This window comes from Paenibacillus herberti, assembly GCF_002233675.1.
In the GTDB taxonomy this organism is placed as follows: Bacteria; Bacillota; Bacilli; order Paenibacillales; family Paenibacillaceae; genus Paenibacillus_O; species Paenibacillus_O herberti.
Genome location: NZ_NMUQ01000002.1, coordinates 1,006,294 through 1,027,853, shown reverse-complemented (window position 1 = coordinate 1,027,853; position 21,560 = coordinate 1,006,294). Strand labels below are relative to the sequence as shown.

General features: G+C 50.3%; 23 protein-coding genes, 2 tRNA genes and 1 rRNA gene. 8 read left to right on the top strand and 18 right to left on the bottom strand.

Annotated elements, in window-relative coordinates; all coding sequences use genetic code 11:
* Positions 1-143 precede the first annotated feature (143 nt).
* Positions 144-659, top strand: a complete 516-nt coding sequence (locus CGZ75_RS17015) for a GNAT family N-acetyltransferase (protein ID WP_089525438.1) — start codon at positions 144-146, stop codon at positions 657-659.
* 93 nt (positions 660-752) lie between these two features.
* Here the strand turns inward: CGZ75_RS17015 and CGZ75_RS17010 are convergent, their stop codons facing one another.
* Positions 753-1,046 (bottom strand): hypothetical protein, encoded by a 294-nt coding sequence (locus tag CGZ75_RS17010; protein ID WP_089525437.1) that lies wholly within the window; start codon positions 1,044-1,046, stop codon positions 753-755.
* 210 nt (positions 1,047-1,256) lie between these two features.
* Here CGZ75_RS17010 and motA point away from each other — a divergent pair, with 210 nt between their 5' ends.
* The gene (gene motA / locus CGZ75_RS17005; RefSeq protein ID WP_089525436.1) at positions 1,257-2,060 is read left to right on the top strand and encodes a flagellar motor stator protein MotA; all 804 of its coding nucleotides are present in this window, start codon (positions 1,257-1,259) and stop codon (positions 2,058-2,060) included.
* Positions 2,044-2,883, top strand: a complete 840-nt coding sequence (gene motB / locus CGZ75_RS17000; RefSeq protein ID WP_089525435.1) for a flagellar motor protein MotB — start codon at positions 2,044-2,046, stop codon at positions 2,881-2,883. The genes motA and motB overlap by 17 nt, the downstream gene beginning before the upstream one ends.
* A 158-nt stretch (positions 2,884-3,041) precedes the next feature.
* On the opposite strand, the gene rluF is transcribed toward motB, so the two are convergent.
* Both rluF and CGZ75_RS16990 read right to left on the bottom strand, forming a co-directional pair.
* Positions 3,042-3,767 carry a 23S rRNA pseudouridine(2604) synthase RluF gene (rluF, locus tag CGZ75_RS16995; protein ID WP_089525434.1) on the bottom strand — a complete coding sequence of 242 codons (726 nt, stop codon included), beginning with the start codon at positions 3,765-3,767 and terminating at the stop codon, positions 3,042-3,044.
* A gap of 123 nt (positions 3,768-3,890) precedes the next feature.
* Positions 3,891-6,047 carry an ATP-binding protein gene (locus CGZ75_RS16990; protein WP_089525433.1) on the bottom strand — a complete coding sequence of 719 codons (2,157 nt, stop codon included), beginning with the start codon at positions 6,045-6,047 and terminating at the stop codon, positions 3,891-3,893.
* A 503-nt stretch (positions 6,048-6,550) separates the two neighbouring features.
* Between CGZ75_RS16990 and tadA the strand changes: the two genes are divergently transcribed.
* Positions 6,551-7,030 carry a tRNA adenosine(34) deaminase TadA gene (gene tadA / locus CGZ75_RS16985; protein WP_281255116.1) on the top strand — a complete coding sequence of 160 codons (480 nt, stop codon included), beginning with the start codon at positions 6,551-6,553 and terminating at the stop codon, positions 7,028-7,030.
* A 50-nt stretch (positions 7,031-7,080) separates the two neighbouring features.
* Here the strand turns inward: tadA and CGZ75_RS16980 are convergent, their stop codons facing one another.
* The 3 genes from CGZ75_RS16980 to CGZ75_RS16970 all read right to left on the bottom strand — a co-directional run bounded on the left by CGZ75_RS16980 (position 7,081) and on the right by CGZ75_RS16970 (position 8,950).
* A complete protein-coding gene (locus CGZ75_RS16980) occupies positions 7,081-7,293 on the bottom strand; it encodes an aspartyl-phosphate phosphatase Spo0E family protein (protein WP_245850890.1) in 213 nt (70 codons plus the stop codon).
* A 155-nt stretch (positions 7,294-7,448) separates the two neighbouring features.
* Positions 7,449-8,561 (bottom strand): DUF1648 domain-containing protein, encoded by a 1,113-nt coding sequence (locus CGZ75_RS16975; protein WP_176444890.1) that lies wholly within the window; start codon positions 8,559-8,561, stop codon positions 7,449-7,451.
* The gene (locus CGZ75_RS16970) at positions 8,558-8,950 is read right to left on the bottom strand and encodes a GntR family transcriptional regulator (protein ID WP_089525431.1); all 393 of its coding nucleotides are present in this window, start codon (positions 8,948-8,950) and stop codon (positions 8,558-8,560) included. The genes CGZ75_RS16975 and CGZ75_RS16970 overlap by 4 nt, the downstream gene beginning before the upstream one ends.
* 182 nt (positions 8,951-9,132) lie before the next feature.
* On the opposite strand from CGZ75_RS16970, the gene CGZ75_RS24680 reads away from it, so the two are divergent.
* The 4 genes from CGZ75_RS24680 to CGZ75_RS16950 all read left to right on the top strand — a co-directional run bounded on the left by CGZ75_RS24680 (position 9,133) and on the right by CGZ75_RS16950 (position 10,753).
* Positions 9,133-9,351 (top strand): hypothetical protein, encoded by a 219-nt coding sequence (locus CGZ75_RS24680; RefSeq protein WP_141136803.1) that lies wholly within the window; start codon positions 9,133-9,135, stop codon positions 9,349-9,351.
* A 58-nt stretch (positions 9,352-9,409) separates the two neighbouring features.
* Positions 9,410-9,486 (top strand) — tRNA-Arg (locus CGZ75_RS16960).
* Between the two features lie 171 nt (positions 9,487-9,657).
* Positions 9,658-10,179: a YjcZ family sporulation protein gene (locus CGZ75_RS16955; RefSeq protein WP_089525429.1), complete on the top strand. Its 522-nt coding sequence runs from the start codon at positions 9,658-9,660 to the stop codon at positions 10,177-10,179.
* Positions 10,180-10,375: 196 nt separating this feature from the next.
* Positions 10,376-10,753: a PH domain-containing protein gene (locus CGZ75_RS16950; RefSeq protein ID WP_089525428.1), complete on the top strand. Its 378-nt coding sequence runs from the start codon at positions 10,376-10,378 to the stop codon at positions 10,751-10,753.
* 602 nt (positions 10,754-11,355) lie between these two features.
* On the opposite strand, the gene CGZ75_RS16940 is transcribed toward CGZ75_RS16950, so the two are convergent.
* From CGZ75_RS16940 to rrf, 12 genes are all read right to left on the bottom strand, one after another.
* The gene (locus CGZ75_RS16940; protein ID WP_089525426.1) at positions 11,356-12,432 is read right to left on the bottom strand and encodes a hypothetical protein; all 1,077 of its coding nucleotides are present in this window, start codon (positions 12,430-12,432) and stop codon (positions 11,356-11,358) included.
* Between the two features lie 189 nt (positions 12,433-12,621).
* Positions 12,622-12,777, bottom strand: coding sequence for a small acid-soluble spore protein P (locus CGZ75_RS16935; protein ID WP_089525425.1), 156 nt, complete (start codon positions 12,775-12,777; stop codon positions 12,622-12,624).
* Positions 12,778-12,825: 48 nt separating this feature from the next.
* Entirely contained in the window at positions 12,826-13,002 is a 177-nt protein-coding gene (locus tag CGZ75_RS25390) for a hypothetical protein (protein WP_172832805.1), read from the bottom strand.
* A 14-nt stretch (positions 13,003-13,016) separates the two neighbouring features.
* Positions 13,017-13,364, bottom strand: a complete 348-nt coding sequence (locus CGZ75_RS16930) for a hypothetical protein (RefSeq protein ID WP_089525424.1) — start codon at positions 13,362-13,364, stop codon at positions 13,017-13,019.
* 126 nt (positions 13,365-13,490) lie between these two features.
* Positions 13,491-13,579: transfer RNA gene (locus CGZ75_RS16925), tRNA-Ser, on the bottom strand.
* A gap of 125 nt (positions 13,580-13,704) precedes the next feature.
* A complete protein-coding gene (gene serS, locus CGZ75_RS16920) occupies positions 13,705-14,988 on the bottom strand; it encodes a serine--tRNA ligase (RefSeq protein ID WP_089525936.1) in 1,284 nt (427 codons plus the stop codon).
* Positions 14,989-15,062: 74 nt separating this feature from the next.
* On the bottom strand, positions 15,063-15,659 hold the full coding sequence (pdxT, locus tag CGZ75_RS16915) for a pyridoxal 5'-phosphate synthase glutaminase subunit PdxT (protein ID WP_089525423.1): 597 nt from the start codon (positions 15,657-15,659) through the stop codon (positions 15,063-15,065).
* Between the two features lie 48 nt (positions 15,660-15,707).
* Positions 15,708-16,592 (bottom strand): pyridoxal 5'-phosphate synthase lyase subunit PdxS, encoded by an 885-nt coding sequence (pdxS, locus tag CGZ75_RS16910; protein WP_217900074.1) that lies wholly within the window; start codon positions 16,590-16,592, stop codon positions 15,708-15,710.
* A gap of 95 nt (positions 16,593-16,687) precedes the next feature.
* Positions 16,688-18,067, bottom strand: coding sequence for a D-alanyl-D-alanine carboxypeptidase family protein (locus CGZ75_RS16905; RefSeq protein ID WP_089525422.1), 1,380 nt, complete (start codon positions 18,065-18,067; stop codon positions 16,688-16,690).
* 243 nt (positions 18,068-18,310) lie between these two features.
* Positions 18,311-19,768 carry an IMP dehydrogenase gene (guaB, locus tag CGZ75_RS16900; RefSeq protein WP_089525421.1) on the bottom strand — a complete coding sequence of 486 codons (1,458 nt, stop codon included), beginning with the start codon at positions 19,766-19,768 and terminating at the stop codon, positions 18,311-18,313.
* A 152-nt stretch (positions 19,769-19,920) separates the two neighbouring features.
* Positions 19,921-21,141, bottom strand: coding sequence for a putative glycoside hydrolase (locus CGZ75_RS16895; protein ID WP_245850889.1), 1,221 nt, complete (start codon positions 21,139-21,141; stop codon positions 19,921-19,923).
* A 146-nt stretch (positions 21,142-21,287) separates the two neighbouring features.
* Positions 21,288-21,404: ribosomal RNA gene (gene rrf, locus CGZ75_RS16890) — 5S ribosomal RNA — on the bottom strand.
* Positions 21,405-21,560: the final 156 nt, after the last annotated feature.

Here is a 21,560-nt window from a genome sequence, read left to right as displayed (position 1 = left end):
CTTCTACTAGTACAATGACTTCAAGTTAGGCCTGCTTGTCCCTCCATTCTATCATGACCCCTAAGTGGAATGGTATAATAGCCCTGCCCGATGATGGACATTATTCGAACAACTGGAAGTTATCCTTCCGAAAAGGAGTCCCCATGAACCCGAATTCGAACTCGACCTCCCTTGGTCCGGCAGACGGCTGGAAAGTCATCCCGATGTCCGAGGAACATGCCGAAGAAATATGTCGCTGGCGGTACGAGCCACCCTACGATGTGTACAATAATGACCCTTGGGAAACGTTGAAAAAGCTCGAGATCGAATTCGGCGATCCTAAGCTTCGTGAGGAGCAGTATGCGGTTATTGTGGACCCGGAAGACGGGGAGTTGATGGGTTATACCCAATTTTTCCCTATCGAAGGCGTTACCAGACTTGGCCTTGCCATGCGACCCAACCTATGCGGAGACGGGGTCGGATCTTCTTTTGTGCGTCTGCTTGTGCAGGAAGCGCGTCGCCGCAAGCCGAGCGATGAGATCGATCTGGAAGTGCTGATTTGGAACATTCGAGCCCGTCGTGCTTACGAAAAGGCTGGCTTCCGCCTAACCGATACCTACGAGCGCGGCACTCCCGACGGGCCGATGCAATTTCATTGTATGGTATACAAAGGCCGCTGAGGCCTTTGTATACCACTTACATAACCACTTACATAGCTATTTGTATAATTAGGCCAACCAGCATGTTCTGGTTGGCCATTTGTCATTTCCACCCTAAACCAATCGAACTATCCGCGCTTCCTTGTCGTCCACCATAACCTCGATAACATGGAACTTGGGCTTGTAAGCGACGACGCCCTGTCCGACATGAAGGACTGACTCCTCGCCAAGTCCGTAGAACACATCATCCGCAAGCGCCTCCATGACCTCGCGTTTTTCGATGTCCCCTAGCTCTCCCCACTCCTCGCTGGTCATCTCAAAAAAGGAGTAACTATCGCGAATCGCGCTTACTGCGTCGGTCAAATCATCCAAAATTTCCTTGTATTCTCTTGCATGCCTGACGCCCATCCGTCATCCCTTCCTTCTTCTGCATCATCGAAACAATGCTACTATTGTACACCGTTATGCAAGCTTCTAACGCAATGTGACTATCGTTCTGCAAAAATTTCTCTAATCTCACCCCACAGGAGCGTCGATATATAAGAGAAACGGGCCCATGCAGCGTGATGGTTTCTCATCATCCGCTCTCCCGCATTTACAACTTGGACGGGGTGTATTATGGAAAAATCAACTGTTATTGGTATTGTGCTTGGTCTTGTCGCAGTTCTCGTCGGCATGGTGCTCAAGGGAGCCGGACTTTACAATCTGGTCAACCCTGCGGCGTTCATGATTATTATTGTGGGAACTGCCGCTTCTCTCTTTATCGGCTTCCCGATGTCCGAGCTGGCCAAATTTCCACAGCTGCTCAAACTTATCTTCATCAGCCAAAAGCTGATCACCCGCCAGAACCTCATCACCATGTTCGCGGAATGGGCAAGCATTACCCGCCGCGAAGGCCTGCTCGCTCTAGAAACGAAGGTTGATGAAATCGAGGATCCTTTCCTCAAAAACGGCATGCGCATGATAATCGACGGCAATGACCAGGACTTCGTCCGTGACGTGCTGCTCGAGGACATCAGCGCTATGGAAGAACGCCACAAAACCGGCGCTCTGTTGTTTACTCAAGCTGGCACCTACGCCCCGACACTCGGCGTACTTGGCGCCGTCGTCGGTCTGATCGCTGCCTTGTCGGACATGAGCGACATGACCAAGCTGGCTCATGCGATCGCAGGTGCATTCATCGCGACGCTGCTCGGTATTTTCACCGGTTATGTACTCTGGCATCCAATTGCCAACAAGCTCAAACGTATGTCCAAGCGTGAATCCCAGCTGAAGCTGATGATGGTAGAAGGTCTCCTCTCGATCCAGTCCGGCGTCTCGACGACCGCCATCAACCAGAAGCTGTCCGTCTACCTGTCGCCGAAGGAGCGCATCCAAATGCAAGCCTCGAAAGAAGGGAAGCTCATTGAGCAAGAAGCGTAAACACGAAGAACATGAAGAGCATGTAGACGAATCTTGGCTCATTCCTTATGCGGATCTTCTGACGTTGCTACTGGCACTGTTCATCGTGCTGTATTCATCCAGTACCGTTGACGCCAAGAAGTTCGAAGAGATGAGCAAAGCCTTCAATGTTGCCTTGTCCGGAGGCAACGGCGTTCTGGAGAGCTACAAGTCAACTGATTCTCAGGCGTTGGTGTCCGACGAGCAGGCTAAGGAAGACAGCTCCAAGAAACAGAATGAGTCGACGCAGCAGGTGAGCGCAACTAACCTGGACAAAGCGATGCAGGAACTAATGAAAAAAGAGCAGGAAGATCTCGAGAAGCTCAAACGCCAGGTTGATCAGTATATCGATTCCAATGGCCTGAGCACTTCGCTTGAGACGAAGCTCAACCAGTCCCGCCTGATGATCACGATCAGTGACCGGGCGCTGTTCCCCTCCGGCAACGCAACAATCAAGCCGGAAGCGGAGAAGCTTGGCATGTTTATCAGCAACATTTTGCAAAAGTACCCGAGCTACGAAGTTATGGTATCCGGGCATACGGATAATCAGCCGATCAGCAATTCAGAGTTCCACTCCAACTGGGATCTGAGCTCGATGCGTGCGGTCCGCTTCATGGATGTGCTTCTGCTCAACGACAAGCTGGATCCAAAGCGGTTCAGCGCCATCGGCAACGGGGAATACGACCCTGTAGCAACTAATGACACTGATGCCGGCCGCGCCAAAAACCGCCGTGTCGAGGTTTCCATTATTCGCAACTACGGCCAGCCTTCTGCGGCCACTATGATCTCCTCCGGCTTCAAGTGACCGTTGCCCGTTACCTTTCCAGCAAGCTAAGCTAACTGGACAACTGCCCAAAACATAAAACCCCGCTGTCTCCTGATCTACAGGGGACAGCGGGGTTTTATGTTTTAACTTATGTACCTAACAGCTCGGCATCGGCTGACGCTTAAACCCTTGCAGCCTCAACCACCCGAACTACTCGTAGGCGGCGCGGGCTCGTAGCTCAGCTCCGTGAATAGCTCCTGAAGCTCGTCCCGGGATAATTCACGCCATTTGCCTGTCGGCAAATTGCCGATGCTAATATTCATGATGCGTACCCGCTGCAGGCGCCGCACCTTGTACCCGAAGGCGCTGCACATACGGCGAATTTGGCGGTTTTTACCCTCAGTCAGAACGATGCGGAACACCCGCTCGCTCACTCGGGTTACTTTGCAGGGGAGGGTCATGCTACCTAATATACGGACTCCCTCGCTCATTCCTTTGAGGAACATCGGTGTAACGGGGCGATCGATGGTCACGATATATTCCTTTTCGTGGCGACCCTCCGCCCGTAGAATCCGGTTCACGATGTCGCCGTCATTCGTCATAAGAATAAGTCCCTCGGAATCCTTGTCCAATCGGCCGATCGGAAAGATCCGCTCCTTGTGGCCAACAAAATCAACAATATTGCCAGACACATGCGCCTCCGTCGTAGAGGTGATGCCAACCGGCTTGTTGAGTGCAAGATACACATGTCGACTATGCGTGGAGAGCAGCTGTCCCTTAATAGCGACCTCGTCTCCGGCCTCCACCTGGCTGCCGAGCAGTGCCAGTTCTCCGTTGATTCTCACATGCCCATCACCGACCAGCTTGTCTGCTTCCCGGCGGGAGCAATAGCCAGTCTCACTTATCCACTTATTAATACGCATCCGCTACCTGACACCTCATATCCCATGCGACACGGCCCCGCCGCAGACGCTGCTAATGGACCTATTGTACCACACTGCCGCTCCGGAATCCCGGTCGTTTGTCGGTTGCCTAACCGTGCGCTCCTATCCGATTTTCTCCACAAAAGCAGGCAGCACAAGCGTAATCGATGTCCCTTCTCCAAGCTTGCTGCTAATATGCATCGTCCCTTTGTGAGATTGAATAATGCGCTGACTAACCATGATGCCAAGACCGGTTCCAGTCTCCTTTGCTGTAAAGAATGGGTCGCCGATGCGTGGAATGATATCTTCGGGAATACCAACACCTTCGTCGGTGATGCAGATAGTGAAAGAATCCGCTGAAGGACGCTCGATATCGAAGTAGACATTTCCTCCTTGAGGCATCGCTTCAATCGCGTTTTTAATAATATTGATGAACACCTGCTTCAGCTGATTTTCCTCACAGGAGATCAGGCATGGTTCATGAATGAATCGGGTATGAAAAATGGCGTTTTTAAGATGTCCTTCGCTGTCGAGCAATGAGATGACATCCCCGAGCACGAAGCGTACATCTTTCACCTCATACCGAGCGGCCTGTGGCTTCGCCAAAATAAGAAACTCGCTGACGATCAGATTAATCCGATCGAGCTCTGCCAGCATAATATCATTATGCCTGAGATTGAGCTTGCCGCTCTCCTGCTGCAACTGCAGGAAACCGCGCAGTGTCGTGAGCGGGTTGCGGATTTCATGCGCTACTCCAGCAGCAAGCTGTCCGACTGTAGTCAGCTTTTCAGAACGTCTAAGCAGCTCCTCCATTTGGGATTTGGTAGAAATATCTCTCAGAACGCTTACGAAGCCCCAAACTTCTCCGGAACTGCTGCGGAGGGCACTTAGACTGGCACTAACCTTGATATACTCCCCGTCGCGTCGCTTCCACACATCCTCACGAGGTAGAAGCGTTCCACCATTTATTAATTCGAGCATGTCCTCCTGTGTAAAACATGTGTTTTCTGGATCGACAAATTCCTTGATACCCCGGAACAGCACCTCTTCCTCCGCGTAGCCAAACATTTGGCAGAAGGAACGATTAACTTTAATCAGATTGCAATTCATCCCGATGATAACGATGGAGTCCACTGTATTTTCAATAATGGATTCAAGCTGTTCCTTAATCCGTTCATTTTCATCCGAGGCTGCCTTCAACTCTCCGGTATGCTTCTTCAAATTATGCGACATGACGTTGATCTGCTGTGCCAGTTCTCCGATTTCGTCACGTCGTCCCATTTTAAGCGGGGGATCGAAGCTGCCATTCGCAACTTCACCAACCTTGCGCACGATAGACCGAAGCGGCTTCAACGTAGCCCGAATGATGATCCAGGTGCCTATCATAAGCACGATGAATATCCCTACCGCGCTGAACATCTCATTGCGCGCATGCAATCGGGAAAGGATGCCGATATCTACACGTTCTATAGCCAGACTGAGTCTATATGGAGTGCCTTCCACTTCAAATGGATAGCTGCTACGCATAACAACGCTGTCTGGAACCTTCGCATATGCTATCGCTTGACCGCTCCCCCGCAGTAGCCCTTGTCCGATCTCCCCCGCAAAGTAAGTTCCAGCGCCATGGACCAGTTTGGGTTCACCCTCGCCATTAACCTCCCATAGTCCGATCTCCAACACCTGCGGTTCATAATGGGTTACCTGTTGAATGGCATTTTCCGGCCCGAAACCTCTTAAAGGCACTGCTGCCCGAATAATGAATGGGGATTTATCTCCTATGTAATAACCGGACACGAGGTCCTCCGTCCCACGGGGGACGCTATCCATAAAAAAGCCTTCCCTATCTCCTTCGCCAGCAGTTCCCTCGCTTTGCTCCCACTGAGACTGAATAGACTCGTATTGCCCATGGCGGCCTCCAACCATGGAAGCCCTTACAATTAATCTTCCCTTTACCTGCTCCAGCACCTCCAGCTCCGAAACACCCGTTTGCTCTATCACTTCCTTTAGCTGCTCTTCATCAGGAATCGTTTCGCCGAATGTCTGTTCTGCCACGCGAGTTGCCAGCACCAGATGATTGGAAGCAGCACTTAACGAGGAGTGCGTTCCTTTCCAATACGCCTTGAACATCTCCACCGTTTGGACGGATACATTTTCCGTGAACCGGTCATACTGCTTCTGCAACGTTTTGCAGATAAAATAATCATTGATGCCCAGGTTCAGCACCAGCATAAAGCCGACTAGCAACGAAATGAATAAAGAAAGCCTCGTTTTTACCGTCACTGCCGGGCCACATCCTTTGTCGTCAGCATCTGCTCTTTTCCGATCATATCACAAATATGGTGGCACTTGAGGGGATACTATATTGTCGCTAGCCATAACAGGACTTTAGACGGAAATCATCTGTCATTGAAACAAGGCCCGAAAAGTTATCAACATGTTTGTCCACAAAACGAGGGTGTTATCCACATTTCGCTGAAGTTTTACACAAATAGTTCGTGGATATTTGCAAGGAAGATTCAAAAAATTCAAAGTTGTCCACAATTTTGTGCACAACATGTTAACAAAAGAATGTTTGTTCGCTGCATAATTCGTGATTTTTCGACATCTAAAGCGTGCGCACTCGTCGATTATCGCTAAGCTAACGGAAGCTCAGAATAGCAATATCATTTATACACATTTTTTGTGTACAAGCCGGGTTGCATTGAGAATGAAGATAAGGGACAATTGGAGCAAAACTTCAATTGCGGCCGTTTCAGGCCGGCGTCAGGGAAGGAATTTGAAACTTGCATCATCTAGCTGAAGACGAATTATGGATGCGGGAAGCGATAGTCGAAGCCCGCAAGGCTGAGGCCATCGGCGAGGTTCCGATCGGAGCCGTTATCGTGCGAGACGGTGAGATCCTCGGACGGGGGCATAACCTTAGAGAGACGCTGCTGGACTCCACCGCCCACGCGGAGATGCTGGCAATTCGTGAGGCTAGCGAAGCAATCGGCGCCTGGAGGCTGCTCGACTGCACGCTGTATGTGACGTTGGAGCCCTGTCCGATGTGCGCAGGCGCAATCGTGCAAGGCAGGGTTAAGCGGGTCGTATACGGGACGCCGGATCCCAAGGCCGGCTGTGCCGGAACGCTGATGAATTTGCTGCAAGAGCCCCGTTTCAACCACGAGGCCGAGCTGATCTCAGGCGTATTGCAGGCGGAATGTGCTGCTCTGCTCACGGACTTCTTTCGAATGCTACGTGTCAAAAAGAAAACTACGCTTTAACCGCAACAAGGGCCTACTGCCTGGTGCCAAGCGATTAATTCGCTTTGTGGCTACCGGGACAGGGGCCCTTGCTTCGTTATCGATCCAACTCTCTTTTCACGCTGCTGGTGTTGCAACACCACAATTAATTGATCCGCTTCCTCGCTGATAGCAAGCACGATAGGATCGGTTAAGCTGCCTCTCTCTTCTGCAGCCTGATGGAGCCTTCTCCGCAACACCTGCAATCGTTCAAGCATCTCGTAATTGCTCATCGATTCCTTCAAGCTTCGCTCCTCGCCCAATGGCCTGATCCGTCATGTTACCTTATTATACCTGTAACAGGAGCTATTTGTTTGTAGGAACTTGTCGACGAAAGTTGGGAAAATGAGAGAATTAATCGACAAACACTAGTATTTATATACGCCTTAAGGATCAAATCTTAGTTCTGGGTACCTATAATCAATGAAACGATTATAAGTACAATTATGATGCCAAGGAATATCCAAGAAATCGGATTCCCCCAATTAAGCGTGAACCCGAGGCCTGATCTCTTTTCCACGAAAATTGAGGCGTCATTGCGGTTCCAATAGAACATGCCGGCCTTCCAGCTTCCATCTTCTCCAGGACGCGGCGCCTCAATACGGTCTTTGCCCAAACGCATGAGGCTGAAAACAGCGGCACCCGATAACAGCAACGGAATCATGCCCGCCACACCGATCAGTGCACCTCCTTGCTGGTTACCTCCATAAAGCGTGAAAGCCTGGATCATCCCCATGAAGATAACAATGCCCAAGCCTAGCAGCAACATCAGAAGTGAGATTCCACGACGATAGCGGATTTGCTGTTCACGATGCTCCTCTGGTGCGTCTGGATGCAGCTTCGCGCGGGCAGCCTGGGTGCTGTAATTAGAAAAAAGGAACACGGCCAGCATCCCGATCTGAACGAAGTTGAGCTGGAACACAGACCAGAGGGATTTCTCTTCGATCCGATCCGGAAAGCCTTGTGCATTGTAGTGCATAATGATCTGTTCAGGGATGCGATCATAAAATAACCATGCCGCTCCGGCACTAATTGCAATAACAAGCAGATGGGGAAGGAACCAGGTCAGCGGGTAAGCAATCTGCCACTGGCTGCGAGGCTTGAGAGCTGCGGAACCTTTGCGCGTCTCCTCTGCCTCCCAGCCCCTCTCTTCCTTCAAGCGCAGCGCTTTGCTATGGCTAAGCACGAACCAACCTCCTGAGAACGCCAATTGCAGCAGCAGAGCGCCGATAGGAAGAGCGGTGAACCAGATGGAAACCTGCTCTTCTTGCGAGGATCCATTGATCATCACAAGTACGATGGTGATGGCAGCTATAAGTACGGACGCTCCAAGTACGCTGGACACATAGGACCTTTTCAGCCGGACGACCTCATCATCCTCCCGTCTTGCATCGGGCACCGATACGCCAAATAGAATATTGCGCGGCGCCATATAAGGCTGCAACACAGAGGCGGCTGTCACCAGTAAATAGGCTCCACCCATCACGAGCCAGCTAGCAGTCATAGAATTCATGTCGCACTTCCCCCTTTTAGCTCGCGATAAATGGATCGGCATTGCGCTACAAATTGCTCTTCATCCAGGCTGCGACATACCGCTTCTGCGGCAAGGGATCGCAGTTGGCGCTCCATCCGGCCGAGGAACTCCGGGGTTGCTTTGGCGGAGCCATGCGGCTGCACAACAGCACCTTTCTGGCGGTGGATTTGTACGTATCCCTCCTGTTTGAGCAAGTGATACGTCTTGTTTACCGTATGCAGATTGATACTTAGATCACCTGCAAGGCTTCGCACGGATGGCAAGCTGTCTCCCGGTTTGACGGAGCCTTCGGCAATGCCTCTCACGATTTCGTCGTACAGTTGGCTATACAGCGGCAGCTCTGACTCGTAATCCAATGTGACAATCATTGAACAAGCCTCCTTTCAGTCTTTTTTTGTTTGTTATAGTTCGAATATAACAGATATATTTTACATTCACAAGCCTTGCTCTCATAGGTAATTTCCGCTCTTGCCCAGCTTTTGCTTGCCGTTCTATTGGCCTGTCCCGCCTCATACACTTGAGAATCGGTTCTTCGGGGAGGGTATGAGAATTGGCAGATTGGCAAAGAAAAACAAAGCTCGATCGCCTTCCAGCAGCTAGCCGCAGTTCGGTGGGCCTCGTGTACTGTCTGGACAGCGGCCGCCTGCAAGCGGCAGAAGACAGTCATTATGTATTCAGAACCGGGTTCCGTACCTGCGATGGTATTCTCTACCCGGTAGCAGTTCGGCGGAGCAGCATCCGCGGCCGACATCTGACGCTCACCTCTTAAGCGGATGAGTAACTTAGTTGCATGGGCCGGTGTAAGCATGCTATATTAACTCTGATGCGCGCCCGTAGCTCAGCAGGATAGAGCGACAGTTTCCTAAACTGCAGGTCGTACGTTCGAATCGTATCGGGCGCGCCAATATATGAACCCACAACCCTTGCGGAGCAAGGGTTTTTCTTTTTGCCACAACAACCTGTAAAAGATAAACTCGCTCTTCCTCCGTAAACTATTAATTATAGGTTTCTATCCATGTCCATACCTCTTACTCTCTCATACTATATCGAGAGAACTTAATTGGGAGGATTTAACATGGATTATGAACGCGTAGGAATCAGCAATTTTAAAGGTTCAAGTATGGGAATGGTTCTAGTTTTGTTTATTTTGCTCGTGATCGTCACGAGTGCTTTTTGCAGCTGGAATAACGGCAATCGGATTAATAACGGATCGGATGACGATGATAATGGATCATCCTCCATCTCATCCACTCGAAGCTTCACCATTACCAACAACTCGGAAACCATCAGGTTCCAACTCAATGGTCTCACTCAAGGAGCTACACCGCCCACCCCGTCCAGCATCCTGAATCGCTCTGGCGGACAAAACTTTTTCAGTGTGCCGACTGTGTTAAATAGAGATGTGCGAGTCACTGCCAGTTACCTTGGGTATAACTTGAATGGCAACCCAGCAGGTTTCATCGAATTCACACTCCGGGTACAAACCGCTTTTTCCGGGAACATATATGTCGTTAGAACCTCCATCATCAACGTCACGGCGAGTGCACCGGTAACATGGGGGACAACCGCAACAAGCTTAACTATCATTGACGCATAAAACTCTCATTAGGGATTCCCCCGCAAACCCAAAGATGCGGCGACATCATACCCGTTCAAACCTGTGCTATGTTAAGCGAACTTAAGTGAGAGGCAATCCTAATCATGCTGATCTCGATATACGATAATAATAAAGGAACCTTTTAATGGAATAATTCGTAATAAAGTAATCAGGGTTAAGGAGAGGGAGTGCTGAAATGGGTTTATTTGATGGATTGATGGGTAATGCGTCAGAGCTTTCCCAAGCTGAGGTACAGAAGGAATTCCAGCATATGCTCAGCAATGATGAGCGCGTAGAGAAAGCTTACAAGCTGGTCCGCGACATGTTTATATTCACTAACCGCAGAATGATTCTTGTCGACAAACAAGGAATTACTGGCAAAAAAACGGAATATCATTCCTACCCTTACAAAAGCATCACTCATTTTGCAATTGAAACAGCGGGCACCTTCGATTTGGACGCAGAGCTTAAGTTCTGGGTATCCGGCAATCCTTTGCCAGTCTCGAAGACGTTTAACAAGTCGCTGAATATTTACGAGCTGCAAACCGTCTTGGCCAACTACGTGTGCAAATAAGAGCATGAGCCTATCACTTCAAAATTGCGGGGCATTTACCCGCAATTTTTTTATTCCTTGTGAACGCCGAGGTGAAACAAAGTGACCCCTTTCATTCGGTTAAACTTTATAAGTGCTACATATGCATTCGGAATCTTCGTCGTAATTGAACTGCTCGCCAACACGTATAGAATAATAAGATTAACCGATAATCGGTTAGACTTCGATGGGGTTGTAGTACTCATAGTCATATTCATTATTGCTGCTTCCATCTTATTTTATTGGGCTACGAAAAAGATAATGAAGGGGCTAAAGATAAGGTACTTTTCACTGATTCTTTGGCTCCCGTATTTAGCTTTGTTTATATATGGTTTCGCAGTATTGTTCCCCCTAACAAATCCGGGAGAAAAGCCAGTACCAGTAATTGGCTTGCTAGTTCTTGCAGGTGTCATCGTTTATCCACTTTACCTGCTGCTCATTAACGTCCTATCCGTATTAAATACGAAGAAGTAGCCCTTCTTACTATTAAGCAAAGAGCCCGCTCCACAAATGGAGTAGGCTCTTTGCTTATACAACTCAACCACGCCAACCTACCCGCAAAGGCCAGCCAGAGCAGTCCTCACTTACTGCATCGACATTCCAACATCCCCATTAATCTGCTTCATCAGCTCTTCCACCGAGATGGCGTCCGTTGGAATCTCCTGCGTGAACGCCGCTGCTTCATCCATCTTGCTGTAAGTGGTCGCGTTGTTCATAACCAGCTTCAGGTTACCCTTCCCTTGGGGGTCGCTATATTCAACATTGGCATCAACGTTCTGGTAGGCAAGCTTGCCATCCTTCACGGCTCCGATAAGTTTGAACTGATTCAGCTTGAGCTGTTGTTTTACCTTCTTGGACAGCTCCGATTGGCCCTCTGCCAACTGCTTTTTGTTCTCCTCCGCCTTGGCTTTGTCGAGTCCAACAGCATTGAGATAGGCTTCATTGCCAAGCAATACATCCAGCACGGCAGGTATTGCTTGCTCTACCGCTGTTGTGATCGCCTGATCCTTGTTAGAGGAGTCGAGCAAGAATTGCACGACTGAGTCCGGCTTCAGATCCGCGGGCAGTCCCGCCTCATCTGCCTTAAGACTCTTGAAGTACGTTTTCTCGTCAAAAGGTTTGATAAACGCAGCTCCCGCTTCCAGAACGAGACGCTGTTGCAGTGAAGGGTCCAAAGCTTTCGCTGCCTGTCCCTGCTCTGCGGCCAGCTTCGCCATGTCAAGGACGACATACTTACCGACAAGCTCCTTCGGAATTATCGTTGGTAAAGAAGGCACCTGTATATAAATCTTCTCGCTCGTCATGATCATTGGAAGCGTTAGTTCCAGATTGCCTGGCAGCGTCAGCTTAACGTTGGCATCCGTGCGCATAGGTTCTTTCTGGTAAACACCATCCATCGTCAGCTTGAGCCCGTTCATCAAGCTCGCTACTCCTGCTGCATCCATACTTGGTGGCTGCTGCCCTGCATTGGGTAACTGCAGCTGCTTGAATTCAGCCGTCGTGTTAAACGTATAGGACTTGGCAGCGCTCAGGCTTGCCATCGCTTGTTCCAGCTCCGCTTTGGGTGATGCGTCGTTGCCTGTGCATCCTGCGACCGTCAGCAATGCCGCTGTACTAAGAACGACAGCTGCTTGCTTCCATGATCGTGTAATCAACTTCAACTTTGTTCCTCCTCAATATCGTTCAAGCTTCAAAAAGAAAGTCTCTCTTTATTCTACCATCGCCAGCTTCCGATGAATAAGACCGAGAACAACATAGCTTATTTTGTCGCGATGTGAATAACTTTCAGTATAACAAAAAGAGCCATTCCCCTCAAAGGGAACAGCTCTATTTTCAATCCACAATGGCTTTTAGCCGCCCTCTGGATTGTGATGATCAACATGGTTCCGGTTTTTCACCTTTTTGCTTCCAGACATAGGCGCCTGCGGCTGGCCGTGATCCTTGCTACGGGATGCCTTGCGGTCTTCATCCGGGTTGGACACCGGTATGGAGTCAGGCTTACTCATCCATTTCAGCCTCCTTATCGTCGTTATGGGCTATAACCAGCCATTCCTTCAGCTCAGCTGATGGCCGAGGTCGGTTTCATTCTCATGGTTCAAATTGTCCTGATGACGGCGATCCTGGGAATGCTGCTGCAACTGATTAGCGTTATGAGCATTCACAGGCTCCTGTTCCAGGTCCTTCACGACATTTTGCAGGTTTTTATCAACAGCGCTTTTATTTTTAGTCATATTGATGCCTCCCGTTAGACTTTAGTCAGACGGTGCAAAGCTTGCGCACACTCATGCAGATGGCGGATATAATCGGATACCTGCTGCTGCACAAGCTCTTTGCGCTCGTCGATTGATTTTTTATCCTGATCCACATCGATCAGCTCAATCTGGACCTCACGGCTGTCAACATAGGTTACTTTAAAATCATAAGAGTACATCTGATGCCCCGCTCCATGAATCGTTACGCGCAGCGAGTGATCATCACCTTCGTCCTCGAATACCTCGCAGCGGTCTGTAGCATTCAAGACGGTCGGCAATGTTTCCCTCCAGGCATTTGCCAGGCGGGTCTGATCCAGCTTAAGCTCATCAACTTTGCTCATGGTCGCCTTCCACCTCCATTATCTAGATTGCGACCAAGGCCCGCCTTCTATGCTTGACGACTGCTGGAACTTTCAAGAACACAAAAACACCCGAACGCAACAGCGTCCGGGTGATCATATTCAAGCTGGCGGAGAGAGTGGGACTCGAACCCACGTGGGCTTGCACCCTAACGGTTTTCAAGACCGCCCCGTTATGACCGCTTCGGTACCTCTCCACAGTGAAAGACTTACCCGAGCATTGTATCACAATCATATTTCTCAGGCAACCATTTCGTAGCAGAAAATGGCTCTTTACAAACAGAAGAGCCGCCTCCCCTTTCGGAGGAGACGGCCCTAAGCATTAGCTACGACGTCCAATGACCTCGATGCTGCCCATATAAGGACGCAGCACCTCCGGCACGACAATGGTGCCGTCCGCTTGCTGGTAATTTTCCAATACCGCCGCCACAGTGCGTCCAACCGCAAGACCAGAGCCGTTCAGCGTATGAACGAATTCCGGCTTGCTCTTAGTGTCACGGCGGAAGCGAATGCCGGCACGGCGAGCTTGGAAGTCCTCGCAGTTCGAGCAGGAGGAGATCTCACGATACGTTCCAGCGCTCGGCAGCCAAACCTCCAGATCATAGGTTTTAGCTGCGGAGAAGCCCATGTCACCCGTGCAAAGCTGTAGGACGCGGTAAGGCAGTCCAAGCAGCTGCAGGACGCGCTCAGCGTTCTGAGTCATCGACTCAAGCTCGTCGTAGGACTCCTCTGGCTTAGCAAGCTTCACAAGCTCCACCTTGTTGAACTGATGCTGGCGGATCAGCCCGCGCGTATCGCGTCCGGCCGCTCCCGCCTCGCTGCGGAAGCATGCGCTGAAGGCGACAAAACGCTTAGGCAAGTCCTCAGCAGGCAATATCTCTTCCCGGTGCAGGTTAGTTACAGAAACTTCAGCAGTCGGGATCAGATAATACTCACTGTCCTCGATCTTGAACAGATCCTCTTCGAATTTAGGTAGCTGGCCCGTTCCGACAAGACTGTCGCGATTGACGATTTGCGGAGGCAGAACTTCCGAGTAACCGTGCTGGTCGCTGTGCAGATCCATCATGAAGTTGAGCAGAGCGCGCTCCAGACGGGCGCCAAGACCTGTGTAGAACACGAAGCGCGAGCCGGTTACCTTGGCAGCACGCTCGAAGTCCAGCAGGCCCAGATCCTCAGCCAGATCCCAATGAGCCTTAGGCTCAAAGTCCAGCGAAGTTGGCTCACCGTGACGACGAATCTCAACATTATCCTCTTCGCCGCCACCGATCGGCACAGACTCATGGGGAAGATTCGGAATGGCCAACAGTATGCCTTCCATCTCTTCATCCAGTACGCGAAGCTCTTCATCCAGCTCTTTGATCCGATCGCCAACTTCGCGCATTTCCACGATCAGCGCTTCGGCATCGCCACCGCTCTTTTTGAGCTTGGCAACCTCTTGGGATACCGCATTGCGGCGCGCTTTGAGCGTTTCGCCCTCTTGGATGATGGAGCGACGCTTCGCATCCAGCTCCGGAAAGGCACTAATCAGCTCCAGCGATTTTTTGCGATCGGTCAGCGCCTTTGCGACCCCGTCATAATCACTACGCAGCAATTTTACGTCCAGCACGATATTCTCACCCTTCATCGATATAAATTAAAAGAAGGAAGGGCGGACGGCATCCGTCCACCCTGTCGCTTCACTTATGCATTTGCCTTGGCTTGGGAAGCCTCGCGGACCATATCCACAAAATAAGCATGCAGCCTATAGTCATCCGTAAGCTCCGGATGGAAGGACGCCGCCAGCAGCGTTCCCTCACGGGCAGCTACGATCTCATCCTTGTAGACAGAGAGAACGTCCACTCCTTCGCCTACACGGCCGATCAGCGGCGCGCGGATGAACACCGCACGCACCGGCTCGTCGATACCCTTGATGTCCAGCTCCGTCTCGAAGCTCTCCCGCTGCCGCCCAAAAGCATTGCGTACAACGGTCATGTCCATCAAGCCCAGATGAGCCTCTTCGCCGTTCTCAATTTCCTTGGCAAGCACAATCAGTCCCGCGCAAGTTCCAAACAGTGGTTTACCCTGCGCATGAAACGCCTGAATTGCCTCGATAAAGCCGTACTTGCGCATCAGCTTGCCGATCGTAGTGCTCTCACCGCCAGGTATAACGAGGCCGTCGAGCTCATTCAGCTCTTCCGTACGTTTCACAGCAACAGCTTCCGCTCCTACCTCTTGCAGGCAACGGATATGCTCCGCCACTGCACCTTGAAGAGCAAGAACACCTATCTTCTGTGCCATGTTGATCTTCCTTCTTCCTTGATCTTAACCTATATCAACGATTGGAAATTAATTTCCGCGATCGGACATACGCTCATGCGGCGCCAGCTTGGAAATTTCAATGCCTTTCATCGGTGCGCCCAGGTTCTTGGACACTTCGGCGATCAGCTTGTAATCGGTATAGTGAGTTGTTGCTTCAACGATAGCGCGAGCGAATTTCTCAGGGCTATCGGATTTGAAAATACCAGAGCCTACGAATACGCCGTCTGCACCCAGATGCATCATAAGCGCTGCGTCGGATGGAGTCGCTACGCCGCCAGCAGCGAAGTTGACGACCGGCAGCTTGCCGGATTCATGTACATCAAGCAGCAGCTCGTAATTTACAGCGAGGTTTTTAGCTTCATGATAAAGCTCGTCCTTCGACAAACCTTGAACTTTACGAATTTGGCTCATGATCAGACGCATGTGGCGTACGGCCTCAACGATGTTGCCTGTTCCTGGCTCGCCTTTTGTACGAAGCATAGCAGCACCTTCTTGAATGCGACGAAGAGCTTCGCCCAGATCCTTAGCGCCGCATACGAATGGCACGGTGAACTCACGTTTGTCGATATGGTAGATATCATCGGCTGGCGTAAGTACTTCGCTCTCGTCGATGTAGTCGGCACCGAGAGCTTCAAGAACGCGAGCTTCTACATAGTGGCCGATACGAGCCTTAGCCATAACCGGGATGGATACAACCTTCATGACTTCTTCCAAAATCGTCGGATCGCCCATGCGGGCAACGCCGCCAGCAGCACGGATATCGGAAGGCACGCGCTCAAGCGCCATAACTGCCGTAGCACCTGCCGCTTCAGCGATTTTAGCTTGCTCTGCGTTCATGACGTCCATAATGACGCCGCCTTTTTGCATTTCTGCCATGCCGCGCTTCACGCGCGAAGTACCTGTTTCCAACATGATTCCATTGCCTCCTATGGTCTGATCAATCCTAGCGGATTATTCCGAGTTGATTAATCCAAATTCTATCATGTACGCCCCGGGGCTACAACCGATTAAAACAAATTCACGATCCCTTTGAACAGTCCGGAGAAAAACTCTCCAATGCCGCGCATCATGAGCGAGAACCAGCCTGCCTTTGCTACATCTTCAGCTGCAACAAGGTTGATCTTTTTCGTGACCAAAACACCTGAATCTGGGTCTTTGAATTCATAAGTTGCTGTTCCGATTTTCTGCCCTGCCTTAATTGGAGCAACCAGCTCTCCATCGGCCGGAAGCGCAGTGCTTTTCAGAGTTGCCTGAGCAGCAGATCCCTTTTTAACCAGTAGCGTCAGATCCGCTCCCGTAACCAGGTTGACGGACTTGCTTTTTCCTTTGGATAGTTTGACCTTTTCAGCGGATTCTACTACCGCCTTAGGTTGAACAAGCGTTTTGCGCTCCAAATTGGTGAAAGCCCAGTCGTACAGCTTGCGTGTCTCGAGGAAACGCTTGCCTTTATTGCTGGCTCCATATACAACGCTGATCAGCCTTGTATCGCCACGCTTAACCGTTCCAGTGAAATTATAACCGGATATGGTGAGAAAACCTGTTTTCATTCCATCAACGCCGTCATAAGTGTATTGCTTAAAGTTATCAATGCCCTTATTGCTCTCCAGCATCCAGTCATTGTTGATCATGGGATTTTCATCCCGCTCACGGAACTTGATGGATGGAATTTGGGAGTATTCCAGGAATTCAGGATGCTCCTTCAAAATAATCATCGCTAGCTTCGCTATATCTTTGGCGGCAATGACGGTTGAATCAAGATAACCGGTTGAACTAGTGAAGTTGGCCGTGTTGAGACCAAGCTCTTTGGCTCTTTCGTTCATCATGGCTACAAATCCAGCTTCCGTACCGCCAAGCGCATTGCCGAGAGCAACAGTTGCATCATTGGCTGATGCTACAGACATAGCTGTGTACAGCTCTTTGACGGTATGTGTATCGCCTTCAGCCAAATAAATTTGAGAGCCATCCGCTGGCGTGCTGGAAGCTTCTTTGCTAATGGAAATTTGTTGATCCCAGCTAAGCTTGCCATCTTTAATGGCTTTCAAAACCATGTATTCCGTCATCATCTTGGTCATGCTTGCGGGTGCCATTGCTTTATCAATATTATAGCTGTATAGCAGTTGGCCTGTGTTAGCATCGATTAATATAGCAGCTGAGAGAGCTAGATCTAATTGGTTTTTGCTTGGGTTCTTATCTGGGTAAGTAGGAATTACATCCTGAGCAGCAGGAGCAGCATTGGCTGCAGGAGCAGTGTTCGTAGTCTTATCGGTAGCTGCCCCATAAGCAGTCGGAAGAGCAAATGTAGCCACGCCGGAACCGGCGAGCAGGGATGCCGCCATGATAGCGGAGATGAATGGTTTAGCAATTATCGGAGTAAGTCTTACTTTCAACGTGTATTCTCTCCTTCACACTGGGTTTGTCCAGCTTTTATTGTATCATACGATTAACGAGAGAGGGGATGTTTTTGCTTTGCTTGGAGCCGAAAAGGAGCCTTCTCTCCTCGATTCTTTCCATTCGGTGATAGCCAAACCTTCCATCCTCTCGGCTTAAAAAAGCCGCTTTGCAACAAAAAAAGCAGGCCGCAATGGCCTGCTGCACGATCTTATTCTGCTCTTAAGAGAGCCCCAATTTGCTTAAAGCGAATAGTTCGGAGCTTCCTTCGTAATTTGTACATCATGCGGATGACTTTCACGCAAACCAGCACCGGTAATGCGGATGAAGGAAGTGTCATTTTTCAGCTCTTCGATCGAAGCTGTACCGCAGTAACCCATACCTGCGCGCAGTCCGCCGACCAGCTGATGCACGGTATCTGCCAGTGGCCCTTTGTAAGCTAGGCGTCCTTCGATGCCTTCAGGAACAAGCTTGTTCTCGTTCTCCTGGAAATAACGGTCTTTGCTGCCTTCTTTCATGGCTCCAAGCGAGCCCATCCCGCGGTAAACTTTGAAGCGACGGCCTTGGTAGATTTCGGACTCTCCAGGGCTCTCTTCCGTACCTGCGAAAAGACTGCCGATCATAATAGCACTCGCGCCAGCGGCAATCGCCTTGGTAATATCACCTGAGTACTTGATGCCTCCATCTGCAATGACCGGAATGCCATACTCACGGGCAGCCGTTGCGCAGTCGTAGATAGCGGTGACTTGTGGTACACCGATACCGGCAATAATACGAGTCGTACAAATCGAGCCAGGACCAATGCCGACCTTAACGACGGATGCTCCAGCCTCGATCAGATCACGAGTTGCCTCGGCGGTTGCCACGTTGCCGGCAATTATCGTAAGCTCCGGGTATTGAGCTCTAAGTGTGCGGACCATCTCCATGATGTTAATGTGATGACCGTGTGCAGAATCGACCACGAGCACGTCAATGCCAGACTGTACAAGTGCTTCCGCACGTTCCAGCGTATCCTTAGAAATGCCTACCGCAGCACCGCATAGAAGACGGCCTTGCTTGTCCTTAGCAGCTTTTGGGAACTGGATCGCTTTCTCAATATCCTTGATCGTAATCAAGCCTTTGAGAATATTATTCTCATCAACGAGTGGAAGCTTCTCGATTTTGTGCTTCTGTAGCAGCCCCTCAGCTTGTTGAAGCGTCGTGCCTACAGGAGCAGTTACCAGTTCCTCGCGGGTCATGACATCGCTGATTTTCATGGAGTAATCGTGTACGAAGCGAAGATCGCGATTGGTCAAAATACCGACCAGCTTGCCTTCCTCATTAACGATGGGTACGCCGGAAATCCGGTATTTGCCCATGAGCTCTTCTGCGTCGTATACATGATGATCTGGAGTAAGGGAGAAAGGATTCGTAATAACTCCGCTCTCTGAACGCTTAACGCGATCAACCTCTTCCGCCTGTTGGGCAATGCTCATGTTCTTATGAATAATACCGATGCCACCTTCACGAGCCAGCGCAATCGCCAGTGCAGCCTCTGTAACGGTATCCATCCCGGCGCTGATGAGCGGAATGTTCAGCTTCACCGTGTCGCTGAGCCGAGTGGCTACCTGGACTTCCCGCGGAAGCACTTCCGAACGGCGAGGTACAAGCAGCACATCGTCAAATGTGAGGCCTTCCTTAGCGAATTTCGTTTCCCACACGAATAGTTTCCTCCTAGTTCTTATAGCTTGCCGAATATATTATTGACCATCTTAGCAGAGGGGTCTAGGGCTGTCAAGGCAAGGAAAATCCTGCTTTCATGCGGATTTTCAACCATTCGCCCCTTCCATTTCATCCCTATCATACCTAAGGATCAAGAGCGGGAAAGAGCAGACTGCGAGGAAAGTGGATAAACGCAGCGAGGACTCCATAACAGATATTCTTCGACGCCTGCCTGATGTGCCGCTCGAATCTGCTCTCTGACCTCACGCTCTCCATATTCCATATGCGGATGTAACCAAGAAGCTGTGAAACTTTGCAGCCATGGACGGATCGTTGCTGGTTTAATCCCCTCCTGCAGCAAGTAGCGGTTGCGAGCTGAGGCGTCTGTCATTGCCTTGTGAATGACTTCGTAAGGGCTTAAATCAGGCTTTGCAATGCCATACATGCCCTGAGAGTAGTGAGATGGATAGACCATAGGGGAGATGGAATCCACTTCTGAAGCGACCGCGCGCCAAGATTGCCCGATACCCATATCATCTGGAGAAGATGTCACAAGTCCGAATACATCAGCCGAAACTTTTACTCCCTCTTTATGGAGCTGGCGAGAGGCAAGCTGAAGAAAACGCCGGATGGCTTCGCTTTTACTCCCCTCTTTTTGTCTATAGTCGAGCTTTGCTTCTGTACGAGCGCTATTCGCCGGAAAGCGGACATAATCGAATTGAATTTCGTCGAAGCCCAAGCTAGCAGCTTCACGGGCAATTGCCACATTATACTTCCAAACTTCAGTTCGATATGGATTAATCCAAGCTTTTCGCTTTGCATCACGCCATACTTTGCCACTCTTTTCATGAATCGCCCAATCCGGCACTTTGCCAGCAAGAAGCGCGTCTTTGAACACAACCTGTCTTCCAATGACGTATATGCCATCCTTATGCAGCTCATTGATCAGCTTGCGTGGCTCAGCAATAATCGGCCGATTATCCGTGCCCAATTTGTTCGCAAGCTTGATGTTAGATGCATAAGTAAGTAATCCGTAATCATCCTTGATATCAATAACCATCGCATTGATTTCTGTTTTTCGAGCGAGCTCCCTCAAACGCATCATTGCCTTGGTGCTACCGGCTGCGTACCCCGAGACATAAATTCCGTGTACAGGCTCCTTGAGGGAAATCACTGGAGGACTTTTAACTTGCTTGGTTGGTGACAGTGCAGCTTCCGCTAAAGCGACTGGCTTATCGGATGCTTTATTCTCAGCAGCTGGAGGCTGGGAAGTTGGAGGTTGTATAGCAATCGTACATCCTCCCAACATGATAAGTGCAGCAGTGCCGAGAGCCGTACCTATTATGCTCAGCAGATTTCCCCGAAAATTCATACCCATCACCGCCCAATTCATTAGTCCGTGATCGTAGTATGGTCCTAACCCAGTGAAATAACCCCGTACAGAAAAACATGGATACAATCATTGAGAACAACAAAAAACCGCCACATCCGAGGATGTGACGGTACGATTTGCATTGTGCTTGGCGACGTCCTACTCTCCCAGGACCCTGCGGTCCAAGTACCATCGGCGCTGGAAGGCTTAACGGTCGTGTTCGGGATGGGTACGCGTGGTTCCCTTCCGCCATCGCCACCAAACGTGCTGCATTACTCAAGGCGTAGGCTTGCGCCCTGAAAACTGGATCGAACGATATGCCGTGCTGACCGGCTGTTGTTTCACTGATTTGGATAAGCCCTCGACCGATTAGTATTCGTCAGCTGCACGCATTGCTGCGCTTCCACCTCGAACCTATC